Origin of the sequence: Flavobacterium sp. ASV13 (assembly GCF_000745775.1) — a bacterium.
Lineage (GTDB): Bacteria > Bacteroidota > Bacteroidia > Flavobacteriales > Flavobacteriaceae > Flavobacterium.
This window is the reverse complement of sequence record NZ_JQJY01000004.1, coordinates 413,534-433,287: the sequence shown is the minus strand read 5'-3', so window position 1 is coordinate 433,287 and position 19,754 is coordinate 413,534. Positions and strand designations below refer to the sequence as shown.

The 19,754-nt window shown below is 33.3% G+C and carries 16 protein-coding genes; 6 read left to right on the top strand and 10 right to left on the bottom strand.

Annotated features, from left to right (window positions below; genetic code table 11):
* The first annotated feature begins 205 nt into the window (after positions 1–205).
* Complete coding sequence (gene katG / locus GQ47_RS12560) at positions 206–2,410, top strand: catalase/peroxidase HPI (RefSeq protein ID WP_035648974.1); 2,205 nt, start codon at positions 206–208, stop codon at positions 2,408–2,410.
* A gap of 318 nt (positions 2,411–2,728) precedes the next feature.
* Here katG and purU read toward each other — a convergent pair whose 3' ends face one another.
* From purU to GQ47_RS12535, 5 genes are all read right to left on the bottom strand, one after another.
* Complete coding sequence (purU, locus tag GQ47_RS12555; RefSeq protein ID WP_035648972.1) at positions 2,729–3,583, bottom strand: formyltetrahydrofolate deformylase; 855 nt, start codon at positions 3,581–3,583, stop codon at positions 2,729–2,731.
* 103 nt (positions 3,584–3,686) lie between these two features.
* The gene (locus GQ47_RS12550) at positions 3,687–4,403 is read right to left on the bottom strand and encodes a DUF4197 domain-containing protein (RefSeq protein WP_035648970.1); all 717 of its coding nucleotides are present in this window, start codon (positions 4,401–4,403) and stop codon (positions 3,687–3,689) included.
* A gap of 229 nt (positions 4,404–4,632) precedes the next feature.
* Positions 4,633–5,061 carry a hypothetical protein gene (locus GQ47_RS12545; RefSeq protein WP_035648969.1) on the bottom strand — a complete coding sequence of 143 codons (429 nt, stop codon included), beginning with the start codon at positions 5,059–5,061 and terminating at the stop codon, positions 4,633–4,635.
* Positions 5,062–5,066: 5 nt separating this feature from the next.
* Positions 5,067–5,495 carry a cytochrome c oxidase assembly factor Coa1 family protein gene (locus tag GQ47_RS12540; RefSeq protein WP_035648968.1) on the bottom strand — a complete coding sequence of 143 codons (429 nt, stop codon included), beginning with the start codon at positions 5,493–5,495 and terminating at the stop codon, positions 5,067–5,069.
* Positions 5,496–5,636: 141 nt separating this feature from the next.
* The gene (locus GQ47_RS12535; RefSeq protein WP_035648967.1) at positions 5,637–7,190 is read right to left on the bottom strand and encodes a L,D-transpeptidase family protein; all 1,554 of its coding nucleotides are present in this window, start codon (positions 7,188–7,190) and stop codon (positions 5,637–5,639) included.
* A 299-nt stretch (positions 7,191–7,489) separates the two neighbouring features.
* Between GQ47_RS12535 and GQ47_RS12530 the strand changes: the two genes are divergently transcribed.
* From GQ47_RS12530 to GQ47_RS12520, 3 genes are all read left to right on the top strand, one after another.
* Positions 7,490–10,930, top strand: coding sequence for a methylmalonyl-CoA mutase family protein (locus GQ47_RS12530; RefSeq protein WP_035648965.1), 3,441 nt, complete (start codon positions 7,490–7,492; stop codon positions 10,928–10,930).
* Positions 10,931–11,133: 203 nt separating this feature from the next.
* The gene (locus GQ47_RS12525) at positions 11,134–12,435 is read left to right on the top strand and encodes a hypothetical protein (protein ID WP_035648963.1); all 1,302 of its coding nucleotides are present in this window, start codon (positions 11,134–11,136) and stop codon (positions 12,433–12,435) included.
* A gap of 482 nt (positions 12,436–12,917) precedes the next feature.
* Positions 12,918–14,120 carry an alpha/beta hydrolase family protein gene (locus GQ47_RS12520; protein WP_035648961.1) on the top strand — a complete coding sequence of 401 codons (1,203 nt, stop codon included), beginning with the start codon at positions 12,918–12,920 and terminating at the stop codon, positions 14,118–14,120.
* A gap of 226 nt (positions 14,121–14,346) precedes the next feature.
* Here GQ47_RS12520 and GQ47_RS12515 read toward each other — a convergent pair whose 3' ends face one another.
* Positions 14,347–14,733 (bottom strand): hypothetical protein, encoded by a 387-nt coding sequence (locus GQ47_RS12515; protein WP_035648960.1) that lies wholly within the window; start codon positions 14,731–14,733, stop codon positions 14,347–14,349.
* Positions 14,734–15,007: 274 nt separating this feature from the next.
* Between GQ47_RS12515 and GQ47_RS12510 the strand changes: the two genes are divergently transcribed.
* Positions 15,008–15,454, top strand: coding sequence for a type ISP restriction/modification enzyme (locus GQ47_RS12510; protein ID WP_152561028.1), 447 nt, complete (start codon positions 15,008–15,010; stop codon positions 15,452–15,454).
* A gap of 59 nt (positions 15,455–15,513) precedes the next feature.
* On the opposite strand, the gene GQ47_RS12505 is transcribed toward GQ47_RS12510, so the two are convergent.
* From GQ47_RS12505 to GQ47_RS12490, 4 genes are all read right to left on the bottom strand, one after another.
* Positions 15,514–15,900: a hypothetical protein gene (locus tag GQ47_RS12505; RefSeq protein ID WP_035648958.1), complete on the bottom strand. Its 387-nt coding sequence runs from the start codon at positions 15,898–15,900 to the stop codon at positions 15,514–15,516.
* Positions 15,901–16,273: 373 nt separating this feature from the next.
* Positions 16,274–16,681 (bottom strand): T9SS type A sorting domain-containing protein, encoded by a 408-nt coding sequence (locus GQ47_RS12500; protein WP_035648957.1) that lies wholly within the window; start codon positions 16,679–16,681, stop codon positions 16,274–16,276.
* A gap of 366 nt (positions 16,682–17,047) precedes the next feature.
* Positions 17,048–17,449 (bottom strand): T9SS type A sorting domain-containing protein, encoded by a 402-nt coding sequence (locus tag GQ47_RS12495; protein WP_035648955.1) that lies wholly within the window; start codon positions 17,447–17,449, stop codon positions 17,048–17,050.
* A gap of 462 nt (positions 17,450–17,911) precedes the next feature.
* Positions 17,912–18,313, bottom strand: coding sequence for a T9SS type A sorting domain-containing protein (locus tag GQ47_RS12490; RefSeq protein WP_035648954.1), 402 nt, complete (start codon positions 18,311–18,313; stop codon positions 17,912–17,914).
* Positions 18,314–18,763: 450 nt separating this feature from the next.
* On the opposite strand from GQ47_RS12490, the gene GQ47_RS12485 reads away from it, so the two are divergent.
* Positions 18,764–19,636 carry an AraC family transcriptional regulator gene (locus GQ47_RS12485; protein ID WP_035648953.1) on the top strand — a complete coding sequence of 291 codons (873 nt, stop codon included), beginning with the start codon at positions 18,764–18,766 and terminating at the stop codon, positions 19,634–19,636.
* Positions 19,637–19,754: the final 118 nt, after the last annotated feature.

The window sequence follows — 19,754 nt, the reverse complement described above, 5'->3', positions numbered from 1 at the left end:
CATAAGTTAAGATTTATAAAAACGTGTTTCTGAGCTTTCTGCAACGTTAAATAATTTTTGGTTATTAAAATATAATAACAATCAATTTTGTTTATGAATATGCTAAACATACTTTCGTATATTTGATAATGTGTTAAATATCAGCAATATGTGCTTTTTGAAAAAATTAGCATTTTAATAGAAATAACTAAAAAAAACAAAAGAGATGAGCGAATCAATTGAAAGTAAATGTCCATATCATAATGGACAAATGAAACAAACATCAGCAGGAACCTCTAATAAAGATTGGTGGCCAAATCGGTTGAATCTAAACATCCTGCGTCAACATTCTAGTTTATCAGATCCTATGGAAAAAGGGTTTGATTATGCAGCAGCCTTTAAAACTTTGGATTTAAATGAAGTTAAAAAAGATCTTTATGCATTAATGACTGATTCTCAGGATTGGTGGCCAGCTGATTATGGTCATTACGGTCCTTTGTTTATTCGTATGGCTTGGCATAGTGCAGGAACGTATCGTATCTCTGATGGACGTGGAGGCGCCAGTTCAGGAAATCAACGTTTTGCTCCTCTTAACAGTTGGCCGGATAATGGTAATTTAGATAAAGCTCGTTTTTTGCTTTGGCCTATTAAACAAAAATATGGGAATAAAATTTCATGGGCAGATTTGATGATTTTGACAGGGAACTGCGCATTAGAATCTATGGGATTTAAGACTTTTGGATTTGCGGGAGGAAGAGAAGATGTTTGGGAACCAGAACAAGATGTTAATTGGGGTAATGAAAAAGAATGGCTAGCGACTAGTGACAAACCTAATAGTAGGTATTCTGGTGATAGAGATTTGGAGAACCCTCTTGCTGCCGTGCAAATGGGATTAATATATGTAAACCCAGAAGGTCCAGATGGAAATCCTGATCCGCTAGGTTCTGGTAGAGACATTAGAGAAACGTTTGCCCGTATGGCAATGAATGATGAAGAAACGGTGGCTTTAACGGCTGGTGGACATACTTTTGGTAAAGCGCACGGAGCTGGAGATGCATCATTAGTAGGAGCAGAACCAGAAGGTGCGAGCATTGAACAAATGGGACTTGGCTGGAAAAGTTCATATGGTACAGGAGTAGGTGGTGATGCTATTACAAGTGGTATTGAAGGTGCATGGAAACCAAATCCGACAACTTGGGATAATGGTTATTTTGAAACCTTATTCAAATATGACTGGAAATTAACTAAAAGCCCTGCAGGAGCACATCAATGGACGCCAACGGATGAGAGTGCTGCAACAACTGTAGAAGATGCACATGATCCAACAAAAAGACATGCGCCAATGATGACAACGGCAGATATGGCTATGAAAATGGATCCTGCTTATGAAAAAATTTCCAGAGACTACATGCAAAATTTTGACAAATTTGCTGATGCTTTTGCAAGAGCGTGGTTCAAATTAACGCACAGAGATATGGGGCCTATTAGCCGTTATTTAGGTCCGGAAGTTCCTTCTGAAGAGTTGATTTGGCAAGACCCGATTCCTGCTGCTAAAAGCGAATTAAATCATAGCGATATTGCTCTTTTAAAAGATAAAATTAAAGCGAGTGGTCTTTCAATTTCTCAATTGGTATCGACTGCTTGGGCTTCGGCTTCGACTTTCCGTGGTTCTGATAAACGTGGAGGAGCAAATGGTGCACGTATTCGTTTTGAACCGCAAATTAGTTGGGAAGTGAATTCGCCAACTCAATTGAAAAATGTATTAGCAACTTATGAAACAATTCAAAATGAATTTACAAGTTCTGGAAAAGTAGTTTCGATTGCAGATTTGATTGTTTTGGGTGGATCTGTAGGAATTGAAAAAGCAGCGGCAAATGCAGGAATAAACATTGATGCTCCTTTTACTCCGGGAAGAGGTGATGCAACTTTAGAGCAAACAGATGTTCATTCTTTCAACGCGCTAGAACCAAAAGCTGACGGATTCAGAAACTATAAAAGCGCTAATTGTAATTCAGTTACAGAAGAGCTTTTAGTAGATAGAGCACAATTGCTAGGCTTAACAGCACCTGAAATGACAATTTTACTTGGTGGTTTAAGAGTATTAAATACCAATTATGATGGTTCTAAACATGGTGTATTGACAAAAAATACAGAAACATTGAACAATGATTTCTTCATCAATTTACTAGATTTAGGTACGGTATGGAAGGCAACTAACGAAACTGGCGAAACTTTTGAAGGACATAATCGTAAAACGGGTGAATTGAAATGGACAGCAACGCGTGCCGATCTTATTTTTGGCTCAAATTCAGAATTGCGTGCTATTGCAGAAGTTTACGCATCCAACGATGCAAAAGAAAGATTCGTTAAAGATTTTGTTGCTGTATGGACTAAAGTAATGAACGCTGACCGATATGATTTGGTTAAGTAAGGTTCAAAGGGACAAAGTAACAAAGTAACAAAGGTTAAAACAAAACTTACTTCCAAATAGAAACCCGACAAATTTTTAAAAATTTGTCGGGTTTCTTTATTTAAACTGGACTGAAGTCCAGCTCTACAATATTGGTCATTCCTTCGGAACTCTAGGAGAGCCTTTGGCTCGGTTCATTTTGTAGGGCCGGACTTCAGTCCGGTTTTATGCGTAAATATGGAAAATAACAAACCCGACAGATTATAAATCTGTCGGGTTTGTTATATAAGTTCAAAGGTAAAAACTTAGAAGCTTAGTGCCTTAGAATCTTAGCACCTTTTAAGAAAAAACCACCGTTTTATTGCTGTAAACCATTGTTTTTCTTTCAGCATGGAGTTTTATTGCTCTTGCTAAAACAATTCTTTCTAAGTCTCTTCCTTTCATGATAAAATCTTCAACCGAATGAATATGCGAAACTCTTGCAATATCTTGTTCGATAATCGGACCTTCATCTAATTCCTCGGTAACATAATGGCTTGTTGCACCAATAATTTTCACACCACGCTTAAAAGCCGAATGATAAGGTTTTGCACCCGGAAAAGCCGGCAAAAAGGAATGATGAATATTAATGATTTTATTCTCGTAAAGGCTGATTAAATTTGGCGTGATAATTTGCATATAGCGCGCCAAAACAATAAAGTTGATTTCGTATCGCTGTAAAAGCTCAATTTGTTTCGCTTCGCCTTCTTCCTTATTGTCTTTTGTAAAAGGAACACAATGAAACGGAATATTAAATCGTTCCGCAACGCTTCTTAAATCATTGTGATTGCTTATAATAACCGGAATTTCGACATTCAATTCGTCAGCGCTGTAACGTCCTAAAATGTCAAAAAGACAATGATCATATTTAGAAACAAACAAAGCCATTTTAGGTTTTTGCTCCTGATTGTACAAATCCCATGACATGTTAAAATCGGTTGCGAGTGTTTTATCGAATTCTTCTTTCAGACTTTCAATTGTAATTTTAGGATTGGTAAATTCACATTCCAATCGCATAAAAAAAACATTTTGTTCTACATCAACATGCTGATCGATGTAAGTGATATTTCCTTCTACTTTCGCAATAAAAGTAGTCACTGCGGCAATAATTCCTTTTTGGTCTTTACAGTGAATGAGAATGGTAATCTTTTGCATTTCGGTTTTTTGGTTTTTGGTTAGTGACAAAGTTGCAAAGGTTCAAAGTAACAAAGGCTTCTTTGTACCTTTGTTACTTTGTCGCTTTGCACCTTCGAAAAAATTATTTTCCATCCTGCATTGCAAAAACACTTTTCAATAAAGGAGTTGTTCTTGCACTAATATTATTTCGGATTTCTTTTTCTTCTACAGCAATCATTTTAAAAACACCTGCCAAGGCTTGATTTGTTGTATAATCAGTCAAATCTGGGTTTACTTTTTTCACTAACGGAATAGTATTGTATTTCGTGATGATTTTAGTCCAAACTGCATCAGCACCTACTTTTGCGAATGAATTTTTAATCACAGGATTAAATTTTCCGTATAAAGCTGTTGTTGTACTTCCTTGCAAATAAGTCGTTGCAGCGCTGTCATTTCCTAACAAAATATTTTTAGCATCTGTAAACGACATATTTTTAACCGCCGATACAAATATTGGTGTTGCTTCTTTCACAGCATCTTCTGCAGCGCGGTTTAGCATTTTGATTCCGTCATCGGCCAGCGAGCCTAAACCAACTTTTCTTAAAGTAGCATCTACTTTTTGTAATTCTTCAGGCAATAAAATTTTTACAGCTTCATTTTTATAAAAACCATCGACAGCGGTTAATTTGCTCACTTGTTGTGTAATTCCTTTATTCAAAGCTTCTTTCAATCCAGCTGAAATATCGACACCACCAACCGGAATTTGTGATGATATTTGCGGAAACTGATTTAAAGTTTGCTGCATTTCTGCGCATGAAACAAGTGAAAATGTAAGGGCGAATAATAAAATCTTTTTCATTTGGGGGTTTTGTTTAAGTTTCAAAAATACTACTTATTCAAAAACAAAGCCATAATTTTATTTGAGGAGCAGAAAGATTTTGTTTCATAATTAACACTCGTCCCGCTATTCGTTTCAATCTTTTGCTTTTTGGCAGCAAAAAACAAAAGGATTTCCACTGCTATCGGGGCTATAATAGAAATTTTTCGTTTTTTAAGAACAAGAAATTTATCATTATTTGAAAATTTGTTTATCTCCTTTTATGCCATTCGTGCAATAAATCTTCAAAGAAAGATTTAATTTCTTGCTTGTCACCATCAACGCTGACTTTAAAACTGCTCCCATCATTTTTAGTAATTAATGCATAAGGACAGTAGGTTAATCCGGCATTATACACAGTGTCAATTTTCGATATAGAGGAATAAAACGCAAAATCAATCGTGTTTTTTTCCGAATTTCGTTTGTCAATCCAGTAGGTTGCGACTCTTTTATCAGTGAAAAAGTTGCCTGCAAATTCTTTTTTAAATTCGCTGTAAAACTTGAGGATGACTTCGTTTTTGTCTAAAATCTTTAGACTTTGGATATACTTAATATCTTCCTGATTTAAACTTTTATTGTTTTCAATCTTATTACAAGAAAAAAAGAAGACCAAAAACATAGTGAAAATATATTTTTGCATACGTGTTATTCTTTCTTCAGCAAATCAATTTTCTCATCTGTCTTTTCAATGTAAACAGACATTTCACTGTATTTCCATTTTCCTCTTTTTTCGCCAACGACAAACAAAGTTGCTTTGCCTTTTGGACCTTTTAGGGGAACTTGTACATCACATTTTCTAACATCGTTTACAGCACTTACAGTTCCAGAAACCATTCCATCGGTTTCTATAGGCGATCCAAGTTTTTCAATTAGTATTTTATTGTGCTGAACAAGTTCCATCGATTCGATATAAGCATCAGAATCTTTGATAATCGAAGTTACTTCAAAGAAAACCCCAACTAAAAATAAAGCAAATAATACAATAAGAGTCAAACAACCTGTAGGAACAAACCATTTCCAGTTTCGATTCCACCAGTTTCTTTTATCTACAATTAGTTCGTTTGAATCTTCCATATTTTAATCTGCTTTAATTAATTGAATATCAAAGCTAAAATATGGAATTTCGTAATAAGATTCAATTAAATTTTTGGGCGTAAAAAAATCGGAAACTCAACTGAATGAATCCCCGATTTTATATTTTTTTATCGTTAACTGTTAATTTGAAGTAAGAGATAATTGGTTACTTAATTCATTGTCTCTTTCATAAACATCCTGAAAGAATCCAATTTCACCATTTTCATTTACTAATGAAGTCAAATAAGTAATATAAATTGGAACTTTTTTAGACAATTTAAAACTGTTTTCTACTTTTCCAGCCATAGCTTGGTCAATTTTTTCTGGCGTCCATTCGGGATAATCTGTAAGCATTGCAGCAGCTAATTCTTTTGCCATTTTTACATTAATACATCCGTGGCTGAAAGTTCTTTTTTCAAAATCGAATAACGTTTTTGCTGGCGTATCGTGCATATAAATATCATCTGGATTCGGAAACATAAATTTTACCAATCCTAAAGAATTATCAGGTCCTGGTTTTTGTCTTACCTGTCCGTTAATCATTTCCATGTTATGATCGGCAAGATAATTTGGATCGGCAGCGATTTTAGATTTCAATTCGTTTTGCACAATGCTTTGAGGAACTGTCCAATAAGGACTGAAAACGATTCGGTCAATTTCACCATTAAAAATGGTTGTTTTTGTTAAAGGCGCACCAACAAATACATTAGATTTCAACACCACTTTTCCGTTTTTAACGTAAACCAATTCATAAGAAGGAACATTAACCAAAACATATTCGTCATTACCAGCCATTTGAGCCGAAATTTCGCGGCATCTTTCCATATTCAATTCTAAAGTTTTTACTTTGTCAGAAAGCGGTACGTTCATTTCTTTAATATGTTCTTCTGCAAGAATATAATTAGGTTTAAATCCGTTTCTTACTTTGTATTTCATCACGGCATCCATCAATTCACGGTCATAGACATCACTTTTAGAATCTTGTTTTAAATCGCCTAATAAATATAAACGAGTTCTAACTTGGGCAATTGTGTTTGAAACAGCATCAGGACGTAAGTCTTTATATGGAGTTTCCGCGGGAACGATTGGTTTCCATTTATTTGATCGTTCAATTTTTTTGTATTGTTTTAAAATACCTTGAAGTTTATAATATTGATCAAAAGTCACTTTATTGTCTACTGGCGCAGCAGTTGTTTCTTCAATTGTGCTATAATTCATAAAATCTTTCAACATAGTATCATACGATATATTTTTATCAGCACTACTTTTTTTAGCATACACAATATATAAGGTACTCAAAAGCATATCTGCATCAGTTTTTGAAAGATTTGTTGTAGCTGAAGAATCAAAAAGCTGATCAATTTTTTTTTGATAAGGAATTACCAAATCATTTGTTTTTTTTGCTTTTTGGTACAAAGCAGAAGCAAATTCATTTATTTGATCTTCATCATACCAAATAGTTCCTAAAGATCTGTTTTTGTACAATGACATCACATCAGATTTATATTTTTTCAAATCAGAGTATCTTTTAAAGAAGTCGTTTGAAATTTCATTTTGGTCATCATTTGGGGTTGTATTAATGATGGCAGCGTTTGGAGTTTTTGTATATAAAAAATTTGTGTTTTCAATTTTACTATAAGACGATACAAAAAAACTCAAACCTAAAATTACGGTGAATGAATATAGTGTTTTCATTTTTTTAAATTTTTACGTTATTACTTTTTATTTTGCTAAGTTTTTGGTAAAAATTTGGGGCTTTTCTACACTGCTAAATTACTATGAGAGAGCTTGAAACACGTTTTTAGATTTTGTTTAAATGTTGCGAAATTGCCATGTCTTTAAGCTTTCTTTAACTTATATCAATTCATCTTCGAAATTGTTACCCCAGAAATCAAAAAAACATTTTTCTTTTTTTTGTTAACATAAAGCTATTCTAGTAATCAAATATTAAAATAATTTGTACATTGGTCGCTTAAAATTATCATATTCATAAAATGGAACCACAAATACCATATATTCCTAAAAATAAAGTAAGAATTGTCACAGCAGCTTCGCTTTTTGACGGACATGATGCCGCGATCAATATTATGCGCCGTATTATTCAGTCAACTGGAGTTGAAGTAATACATTTAGGTCATGACCGAAGTGTAGAAGAAGTTGTAAATACCGCAATCCAAGAAGATGCCAATGCGATTGCAATGACATCGTACCAAGGAGGTCACAATGAATACTTTAAATATATGTATGATTTGCTTCATGAAAAAGGAGCAGGGCATATCAAGATTTTTGGAGGCGGAGGCGGTGTAATTCTGCCAAGCGAAATTTCAGAATTGCATGAATATGGAATTACCCGAATTTATTCTCCAGACGACGGACGTTCTTTAGGACTTCAAGGAATGATTAATGATTTGGTGCAACGTGCCGACTTTCCTATCGGAGATAAATTAAACGGAGAAATTGATCATATCGAAAATAAGGTTCCAACCGCAATTGCGCGTTTGATTTCGGCAGCCGAGAATTTTCCAGAAATTGCAAAACCAGTTTTTGATAAAATTCACGAAAGTAATGCCACTTCTAAAATTCCAGTTTTGGGAATTACGGGAACTGGTGGTGCCGGAAAATCTTCTTTGGTAGACGAATTGGTTCGCCGATTTTTAATTGATTTTCCAGAGAAAACAATCGGATTAATTTCGGTCGATCCTTCGAAGAGAAAAACCGGAGGAGCACTTTTAGGAGACAGAATCCGTATGAATGCGATTAATAATCCTCGTGTATATATGCGTTCGCTGGCGACACGTCAGTCGAATTTGGCTTTGTCGAAATATGTAGCCGAAGCAATTCAGGTTTTAAAAGCAGCAAAATACGATTTGATTATTTTGGAAACTTCTGGAATTGGTCAATCTGATACAGAGATTATGGATCATTCTGATGTATCCTTATATGTAATGACACCAGAGTTTGGAGCGGCAACGCAATTGGAAAAAATCGACATGCTTGATTTTGCTGATTTAGTAGCTTTAAATAAGTTTGATAAACGTGGAGCTTTAGACGCTTTACGCGATGTAAAAAAACAATATCAAAGAAACCATAATCTTTGGGATAAAAATCCTGATGAAATGCCAGTTTTTGGAACAATTGCTTCGCAGTTTAATGATCCGGGAATGAACACGCTTTACAAAGCGATTATGGATAAAGTGGTTGAAAAAACGGCTTCAGATTTGAAATCGACTTTTACCATCACTAAAGAAATGAGCGAGAAAATCTTCGTGATTCCGCCACACAGAACGCGTTATTTATCTGAAATTGCAGAAAATAACAGAAGTTATGATGAAACAGCGCTTTCACAACAAAAGGTAGCGCAGAAATTATACGGAATTTTCAAAACGATTGAATCGGTTTCAGGAAAAGTTCCTCAAATCAATAAAGCGGGAATTGATGATGGAACTGTTTTGCCAAGCGGAATTCAGGAACACGATGAAAACAGAATCTTTTTAAATCTTTTACTGAATCAGTTTGATAAAGTAAAAATGGATTTAGATCCGTACAATTGGGAAATTATTCTGAATTGGGATGAAAAAGTAGCCAAATACAAAAATCCAGTTTACTCCTTTAAAGTTCGTGATAAAGAAATCAAGATTGCAACGCATTCTGAAAGTTTATCACATTTACAAATTCCGAAAATTGCTTTGCCTAAATATGAAGGTTGGGGCGATATTTTACGTTGGAATTTACAGGAAAATGTTCCTGGAGAATTTCCGTTTGCTTCGGGATTATATCCGTTTAAACGTGAGGGCGAAGATCCGTCAAGAATGTTTGCGGGCGAAGGCGGACCAGAAAGAACCAACAAACGTTTTCATTATGTAAGTGCCGGAATGCCTGCAAAACGTCTTTCGACTGCTTTTGACAGTGTAACTTTATACGGAAACGATCCAGATTTGCGTCCAGATATTTACGGAAAAATTGGAAATGCGGGAGTTTCAATTTGCTGTTTAGATGATGCCAAAAAACTATATTCAGGTTTCGATTTGGTTCATGCTTTGACTTCGGTAAGTATGACAATTAATGGGCCTGCGCCAATGTTGTTAGGTTTCTTTATGAATGCCGCAATCGATCAGCAATGTGAGATTTACATCAAAGCAAATGATTTAGAAAAAGAAGTTGAGGCAAAAATCAACAAATTATATAAAGAAAAAGGAATCGAAAGACCAAGATACCAAGGCGATTTGCCAGAAGGAAATAACGGTTTAGGCCTAATGCTTTTAGGTGTTACCGGAGATGAGGTTTTACCTTTAGAAGTTTATAATGAAATAAAAGTCAAAACATTATCACAAGTTCGTGGAACGGTTCAGGCCGATATTTTAAAAGAAGATCAGGCGCAGAATACGTGTATTTTTTCAACTGAATTTGCTTTGCGATTAATGGGCGACGTTCAGGAATATTTTATTACTAAAAACGTTCGTAATTTCTATTCGGTTTCGATTTCAGGATATCATATTGCTGAGGCAGGAGCAAACCCAATTACGCAATTGGCGTTTACGCTTTCAAATGGTTTCACTTACGTGGAATATTATTTGAGTCGCGGAATGAACATCAACGATTTTGGACCAAATTTATCATTCTTCTTCTCCAATGGAGTTGATCCGGAGTATTCAGTTATTGGTCGTGTGGCGCGTAAAATTTGGGCGAAAGCCATGAAAAACAAATACGGAGCCAACGAAAGAGCACAAATGCTGAAATATCATATTCAGACTTCAGGACGTTCGTTACACGCACAGGAAATTGATTTCAATGATATTAGAACAACTTTACAGGCTTTATACGCGATTTATGACAACTGTAATTCATTGCACACAAACGCTTACGACGAAGCGATTACAACGCCAACAGAAGAATCGGTACGTCGTGCAATGGCGATTCAGTTGATTATCAATAAAGAATTAGGTTTAGCGAAAAACGAAAACCCAATTCAAGGTTCGTTCATCATCGAAGAATTAACCGATTTAGTTGAAGCAGCCGTTCTTCAAGAATTCGACAGAATTACGGAAAGAGGCGGAGTTCTAGGCGCAATGGAAACAATGTACCAAAGATCTAAAATTCAGGAAGAAAGTTTGTATTACGAAACTTTAAAACACAATGGCGATTTCCCAATTGTGGGTGTAAATACGTTCCTGAGTTCAAAAGGTTCGCCAACGGTAATTCCGGCTGAGGTTATTCGCGCAACCGAAGAAGAAAAACAATATCAGATTACGATGTTGGATAACTTGCATAATTTCCACGAAGAAAAAGTGAACGAACATTTAAATACATTACAGCAAGCCGCTATTAAAAACGAAAACTTATTCGACCATTTAATGGAAGCTACAAAGGTTTGTTCTTTAGGCCAGATTACCTCGGCTTTGTTTGAAGTTGGTGGGCAGTATAGAAGGAATATGTAGGATTTATTTTTTATTTATATGGAAAAACCTCTCGGGATAACTGGGAGGTTTTTTTATACTAAGGTGTTTTTATAGGAATTTAAATTTGTAAATAATTTACGATTAAAAAAAATCTTATTTTAATGTTTTTTGGGCTTTTAGAGTCAAGCATTTGATTTTTGGAGTCATAATTTGGTTTTTATTAACTATTAAACCCTTAAATTATGAGCCAAAAAATTAAAACTTTAAAGAGAATTGCATTTTTCTTGTGTATTATGATCCTTTCTGCTAATTGTACAAATGATGAAAACGTAGAAAAGCAAAACGGAAATTCAACCGCTAAATTAAAAGAAGCACAAAAGTGGTTTGGCAAATATGAATCCGAAGGAGAAAATTATTTTTTGTTAGATAGTCTGCATTATAAATGGGATGAAGCAAAAGTCACAGATTCAGAAGATGGAACGGAAACAACAATTGTACCGATAATCGAAAAGAAAAAAGACAATAGGGAATTTTGGGAGCAAAGATTGTACATTTACAAGACAGGCGAGAAAGATTACAAGGCGTTAGTTTATGAAATTGTTACGAATAAATATGTTCCACTAAAAAAACATTCTATAGATGGTGGTGATTTTACAGGTTTTATTAGTGTCTGGAATTTAAAGACTGGTTTTGTCAGAGCAGCCAGATTTGAGAATAATAAAGTTATAGAAACTGGTGTTGTTGAAATTATAGATTACACTAAAAGAAACTCAACAAACAAAGCTCCAATTGAAGCTCCTTGTATTTATGCTGATTTTGGTGATGGTGGATGTGGTAGCAAAAGCAACGGAGGCACCGAAACAACATTCAATGGTGGTGCATTAAGAGAAGTTCCTGTTATTGCTCCAAGTAAAGGAAGTCCGGTTGAATATTACGGACCACGTGGACCTGTAATTGGTGGCGGTGATGCGGGAGGTTATACTTCGCCAAGCGGTGGTGGAGCGAGTAGTGGTGGAAGTGGGTCTGTAAATGGTTTGATTATGCCACCTCCTCCAGATATTCCAATTAAAGATATAAAAAAATTCTTAGATTGTTTTATAACATCTGGTGGAGCAAATCTTACAGTTTACGCTGAAAAAATGGGAATTAATGGAGGTGTAGGTCATGCATTTATAAGTATATCACAAGGCGGTAATATTTCTGTTTATGGCTACTACCCTAAAGACAGGTATCTTAGTGCACTAACAGGACCTGGTATTATGGGAGAAAATGGTGGGCATTTATATGATGTTTCAGCTAGTATGAGTATTACTGGCACACAACTGCAACAAATAATAAATTTATCTCAGACATACCAAAATGCAACATATGATTTAAGTTTTAATAATTGTTCTGATTTTGCTAATGATGTATTGAATATAGCAGGTATTTCAACTTCAGGATATATCGACACTCCAAATACTGTGGCAAATATCTTAAACACTCTTCCAAATCATACTTCAGGATCCAATTACGCACCTAAATCAAAAAAATTATGTCCTTAAATATCTCATTTTTAAAATTCATTTCAATATTATCTTTTTTATTGATCAACGGTGTCCAAGAAAATGGAGTGCCAAACTTCGCTATCTTGTTAATTTATCTATTTCAATTTTTTAGTGATGTATTTAATAACACATCTACAATCTTTTGGGAAGGTTTGATAACAATTCCAATATTTGGGCTCCTAATTCTATTTTTAAGAAGTAAAAATTATAGAGTTTTATTAATCTGTTTTTTGAGTTTGCTTATTGTACTTGTTTATATTACAGGAGTTTTAAGTAATTACTATAGAATAGATCTTACATTTAGTATTCCGTTATTAATATTTCTTATATCATCTATTTATGTGATATTACTAGCAAAGAAAATATCAATGCGGGTTTAGGAATCCCTTTCTAGAAGGAGTGAGACGCTCGCGCCAGCAAATAAATTTTAGTATTAAGAAAACCTCTCAAAAACGAAAGGTTTTTTTAACTTTAGTCTCATGAAAAACACTATCTATTATATTCTCTTTCTTTTTGTTACGATTTTTGGCTATTCCCAAGAAAAGCAATTATTAAAAACAGGAGTTATTATCGATTCGGTGAAAATTGCAACAGCTCCAACAGAATCGTACGCCATATATTTTCCTAAAAAATATGATGCTAAAACCCCAATGGCATTGGTTTTTATCTTTGATCCGGCTGCGAGAGGCAAAAAAGGAATTGAACCCTTTATTCTGGCCGCAGAAACCTATAATTATATTTTGGTTTGTTCTAATACCTTAAAAAATGGATTAGTCCAAAATAATATTACCATTGCCAATAGATTATTTGACGATGTATTGCAAACCTATGCTATTGATGCTTCACAACTTTACATATCAGGTTTTTCTGGAGGTGCACGATTAGCCAGTCTTTTTGGGATATCTACAGGAGCTTTTCAGGGCGTTATTGCTTGTGGCGCTTCTTTTAATGGCATGGACAAGTTTATAACTCCGTCAAATAATTTCTCCTATGTTGGTATGGTTGGAGATCGGGATATGAATTATCAGGAAATGATTGAAAATAGAGAATGGCTCGATAAAACTAAGATTGTAAATACACTTTTTGTTGCTCATGTGGGGCACGCTTGGCCTAAACCATCTGAAATGCTTCGCGCATTTGACTGGTTGGAAATTCAGGCGTATAGAAAAAATATAAGACCAAAGAACGATTCGATTATTAAAAGAATTTATGATGCCAATTTGCGAATAGCCGATAGTTTAAAGGCGAATAAAGAAATGTTACTTTCTGTAAATGCCTATGAAAAAGGGATTACTTCTTTTAATACCAATGAAGATAATATTCTAAGAGCCAAGATTACCGAAATCAAAAAATCCAAAGAGTATAAAGATGAAATAGCCAAAATGAAAGAGATAAAAGTTTTGGAAAACAAAATAATGGGTAAACTTTCGCTTCGCTTTGACCAAGAATTAAAATGGGCTAAAAGTACTTCTAATTTAAAGTTTTGGAAATCTGAAATTGAGGATTTGAGTATTATGAAATCAGATGACAAAAATCTTTTAGCGAAGAATATGGCGTTTAGAATATTAAATTGGTTTCAGATTATGGTTTATGAAACGGGGCAGGAATATAAAAGAAACCAAGAAAATGACAAGTTTGCCTATTGTCAGGAATTGTATAAAATTATTAAGGATACAAAATAAAGAAAAAGAGTTAGCGCTAGTAAGACGATAAAATTTCCATAAAGTTTGTCATTTCGACGAAGGAGAAATCACACGCGAAGCTCGACATAGATTGGAGAATTACTTTATGGAATTTCTATTGTGATTTCTCCTTCGTCGAAATGACAATATTGTGGTTAATCTTTATAATAATAAAAATCTCTCATTGCTGAGAGGTTTTTTATGTTTCTGAAAATCGTGATAATATCTAAACTTTCTTCTTGATTGTTCCTTTAGATTTTCGCTTCAGTTTTTCAATAATAGCATCGGCTTTTTCATTTTGACAAATAAATCTTAGTGATTCTGCGTAGCGATAATAATAAACAGGTTCTAAGTCGGAGGTCATGGCAAATAATTTATCATACCAATCGGCGGCTTTTTCTAGTTTATCGTGTTGATAGGAGGAATCTCCCAATTTCTGGAATAAGTCTACAGATTTGTAGCCCTTTGCAGCGATTTTTTCATAGGTTTTTATAATATCGACATAAGCATATTTGTCGCTTACTTTGTCGGTTATATATACGGCTTCATTTTGAGCAGTGGCACGAAATGAAAAAACAATCAATACTACTAAAACAATAAGTTTTTTTTGCATAAGTATTAGTTTAAAAGATTGGTTTTGGTGGTCATTTTCATCAGCAATATTTTCATTTGTGTATTCTCAATTCGTTTTGCAAATATATCTAAATCAGTAATATAGCTTGTAATTGAGCTGATTTTTTTTCCCTTTTGTCGATTTTTTAAGACGTAAGTAAGAAATAATTGATGTTTTTGACTCAGGAATTTTTATACGCCATGAACATTTAGATAATTAATTTTAAGTTTATCCAAAATATATCGACTAACTTTATGATTATCAATTGATAATTATGATGACAATTCAGCAATATTTGGATAAAATAGATCTTTTGCAGAAAGAGGAAAACAAAGTAGCGCTTTTTGAGAAAGATAATCTGGAAAATATTGTTTTAATAATGTCCTTAAATAGTACTGAAAACTATTTTACAATTGATTCTCTTTTTCAAAAATCAGTTTCTAAATCAATTGCAATAAACGGGGAAATTGTAATTCAGTTTTCACATCATTCCGGCTTGCTTTTTTCAAATGAAACTGAAACAGGAAATGTTTGTTTCGCAGAAAGTAACGAATTACGATCAGAATATAGGCTGAGTTTTAAATTGAGCGATTTATTAGATTATGTATATGCATTTGCACATTCTTCTATTTATAAAGAAACTCAAAAAATCATTCTGCCGCCCGATGCAGATTCCTTTTGGAATTTGGTAAAAATAGGGAAGAGGATTAGAAAAACATAAGAATAAAAAAGCAGCTCCTGGAACGAGCTGCTTTAAATTTTGTTGGGGACAAAAAGGGGTTAGCGACGGAAAGAAGGACTTTGATTCACAGTTTCGTCTAACTTTACGGCCTTCACTTTTTTGGCTACAACTTTAATTTCGTGTTTTGCAATTTTGCCATTTTCAGTTACTTCTAGCACATAAGTTCCGGCTGGATGACCTTCTAAACTTATTGTTTTTGAAACTTCTAATTTGTTTGTAGCAGATTCACCTGTGTAAACTAAATTGTGGTTTTCATCATAAATAGAAAAAGAAGAATTTTCAACGGTGTCTAAAGTAAAGCTTACTACTTTTCCGTTTCCGGTAACTATATTCAAAATATAGTCTCCTTTTCCATTAAATGCGTAGGTAAAAATCGAGGTAAATAAAAAGGCGGCGATTAAGCCCATTCTGGTAAATTTTGTCATGTTTTTTAAATTACTTTTTTAAAGATTAATACTAAATAGTGGCGTAGCAAAACTACAAAAGAAATTTAATTTTATGCAAAAAATAGCCGTTTTCAAACGGTTAAGTTGCTGAATTAAAGATGTTTCTATAATTTTCCTACAGTATATACGAAAAAATGCCTTTTTTGGATTTTTTTTGATGAATTTTTTTAAAAGTGTAGAAATCAGACTTTTAAAATTATTAGGAATTGCTTTCCTAAATCGGAAAAATTATAAAATTCAGTTCAGTTTAAAGCAAAAAAAAACAGCTCAATAACCACAAAGAGCTGTTTGTAAAACAATCACGTTTTTACTAACTATCTAACCTTATACTCTTATGAGAAGTATAACTTTTTTAGCGTACTGCTACGCTAGTATTTTGAGCAGCATAACCTGCTTTATAAACTGACGAAACTGCTTTTGTAGATAAAACCGAAGCTTCATCAGTAATTGTAATTTCGTGTCTTACTTTTTTTGTATTGTCTTCAACTTCTAAATAGTAAATTCCTTCTGGAAACTCTTCTAAGCTAAAAGTTCTCAAGATTCCGTCTTTGCCTGAAGCAGTTTCAGAATAAATCAATTCTCCATTTTTGTCGTAAATAGCCAGATTAGCTTTTTTTACCTGATTTAGAGCAAACGTGATCAGTTTTCCATTTCCTTTTAAAACGTGAACATTCAAATTGTCATTCCCGTCAATTGCAAAAGCATTACTTGTTGCGAAAAGCACTGCACATACTAAACTTAATTTTAAAATCTTTTTCATAATCTTAGTTATTAAATTAATAGTTCTAATTCTCTGATGTAAAATTACTTTCTCAATGGTTAATCCAGCACAACTCTATTTGCCAATTTCTATGCTATATTCTCATTTACGAAACCGTTATAGGTTAAAATTTGAATTATATTTACTGTTTTTGCCAAATCGCCTACTATTTTTCAATGTTTTTCTTAATCTTAAAATAACGATTTCTTAATTAAAAGAGATAATTTTAATGAAAACAGAATTGTTTGATTCAGAATATAATAGCATAAAAAAAGCAGCCCAATTTTATATAGAGCCGCTTTCATTTAGCTAAATTTTAGCCTGATATTATTCCCAATTTTTTTATACCTATATATATGTATAGGTTTAGCGTACCGCTACGCTAGAATCTTTAGCAAATCCTGCTTTGTAAACAGATGAAACTGCTTTTCTTGATAAAACTGATGCGTCGTCAGTGATAATGATTTCGTGTCTCACTTTTTTCACATTGTCTTCCACTTCCAAATAGTAAGTTCCTTCTGGGAATTCTTCTAAATTAAAAGTTCTTAAAATTCCTTCTTTACCTGAAGCGTATTCAGAATAAATAAGTGATCCATCCTTGTCATAAATTGAAACATTTGCTTTTTTCACTTGATTAAGTGCAAACGTGATCAATTTACCATTTGTTTTTAATACATGAAGATTAAAATCTTCATTCCCGCCAATTGCAAAAGCGCTAAATCCTGTGAAAAGCACTGCACCTACTAAACTTAATTTTAAATTTTTCATAGCATTAGTTTTTTAAATTAATAGATCTAATTCTCTGATGCTAAATTACTTACGTTATAATGATTTGTACACAACTCTATTTGCTGATTTATGTGTTATATTCTCATTTACGAAACCGTTATAGGTTAAATTTTGAATTTAATTTAATGATTTTGTTAATTGGGTAATTATTTTTTAAAGTTTTCGTGATTTTGGCTTTACGATTTATTTACAAAAAGGATGTTCAATTTAACCGCAAAGAGCGCAAAGAAAAAACGCAAAGTTCGCGAAGCTTTAAAATAAAACCTTGCGAACTTTGCGTAAAACCTTTGCGAACTTTGCGGTTAAGAAAAATCTGTGGTTAAGTAAAGAGCAAAAAAAAACAGCTCAATAACCACAAAGAGCTGTTTCTAAAACCTGACGGTTTTTAAACTTTACTAACTATCTAACCTCATTTTTATACTGTATTCGAGTATAACTTTTTTAGCGTACTGCTACGCTAGTATTTTTTGCAGCATCTTTATAAACAGATGAAATTGCTTTTGATGATAAAACTGTAGCATCATCAGTAATTGTAATTTCGTGTCTTACTTTTTTAGTGCTGTCTTCAACTTCTAAATAATAAGTTCCAGCTGGAAATTCTTCTAAACTGAAAGTTCTTAAAATACCATCTTTTCCAGATGCGTTTTCAGAATATAATAAAGAACCTTCTTTATCATATATTGACAAGTTTGCTTTTTTAGTTTGGTTTAAAGCAAACGTGATAAGCTTTCCATTTCCTTTTAATACGTGAAGACCAAATTCTCCATCACCATCAATTGCATAAGTATTGAATCCTGATAATAATACTGCAATTACTAAACTTAATTTTAAAATCGTTTTCATATTTCTGTATGTTTAAATTTTTAGTTCATTTTTCTGATGTAAAATTAGTTCAGTAGTTGCTTTTTTAGTACAACTCTATTTTCCAATTTATATGCTATATTCTCATTTACGAAACCGATATAGGTTAAAATTTAAATTATTTTAAGTGTTTTTGTTAATTCGGCTATTATTTTTTAATGTTTTGCAAAAAACGGAGTTTGTTAAAAAGTTCTGGTTTTCTTACAGAAATAACATATTTGTATAAAAAGATGGTTTTAAATATGATATCTAAAAAAAATCTGCAATAAAAAAACGAGACTCTAAAAAAACGACCATTTTGATATAAAATCAACAGCATTGTTTGGTGGTTTTTTATGAAAAATTCTCATTTACGAAACCGTTATAGGTTAAAATTTAAATTATTTTAGGTGTTTTTGTTAAATTTGCTATTATTTTTTAAAGATATATATCATGAAAACAGTCGCCCCAGCTCTTGAAGTGATATCAAACTCATACGGAAGTTCTTTTACCTACACCAAACATGCCGAAAAGACCAACAGTAAAGCCCATTTGTGGCATTATCATCCAGAAATTGAGTTGGTTTATATTAATGGAGGTGCGGGAAAAAGACAAATAGGAAGCCATGTTTCCTATTACACCAATGGAGATTTGATATTAATAGGTGCCAATTTGCCACATTGTGGTTTTACAAATGAACAAACGGGAAACAAAAAAGAAACCGTTATTCATATTAAACCGGAATTTTTAGCGAATGATTTTTTTGTCGCTCCCGAAATGAGAAGAGTGCAAAATATTATCAATCAGTCAAAAGCCGGAATTGCCTTTAATGGCGAAACCAAAAAACAAATAGGCAAAAAAATCGAAATGATGGAGCACCAGCTTCCTTTTGAACGCTTGTTGACACTTTTGAGTATTTTAGATGAGTTAGAATCATCAGATGAATATACGGTTTTAAATGCTGACGGATTTTCGTTGGAATTGCAGAATCAAGACAATGACCGAATGAATTTGATTTTTAATTTCGTAAAAGATCATTTTCAGGAATCAATTGCTATTGACGAGGTTTCTAATCTGGTGAGTATGACGACGCCTTCATTTTGTCGTTATTTCAAAAAGATTTCGAATAAAACATTTACTGAATTTGTAAATGAATATCGTTTGGTACACGCTTCTAAACTTTTGGCCGAAAAACAAATCAGTATTAATGAAGTTTGTTACGAAAGTGGTTTTAATAATTTCAGCCATTTCAGCAAATCGTTCAAACAATACACAGGAAAAAGTGCCTCGCAGTATCGTTTGGAACATAAAATTATAATTAGTTAATGCTTTTTTGCCACTGATTTTGCAGATTGAAATGATTAATCTTAAAAATCATTTAATCTTTGGTTGAAAAAATGCAATTACAATATTTCTCAAATCCGATTGGCAAAAGCTGGTCGGA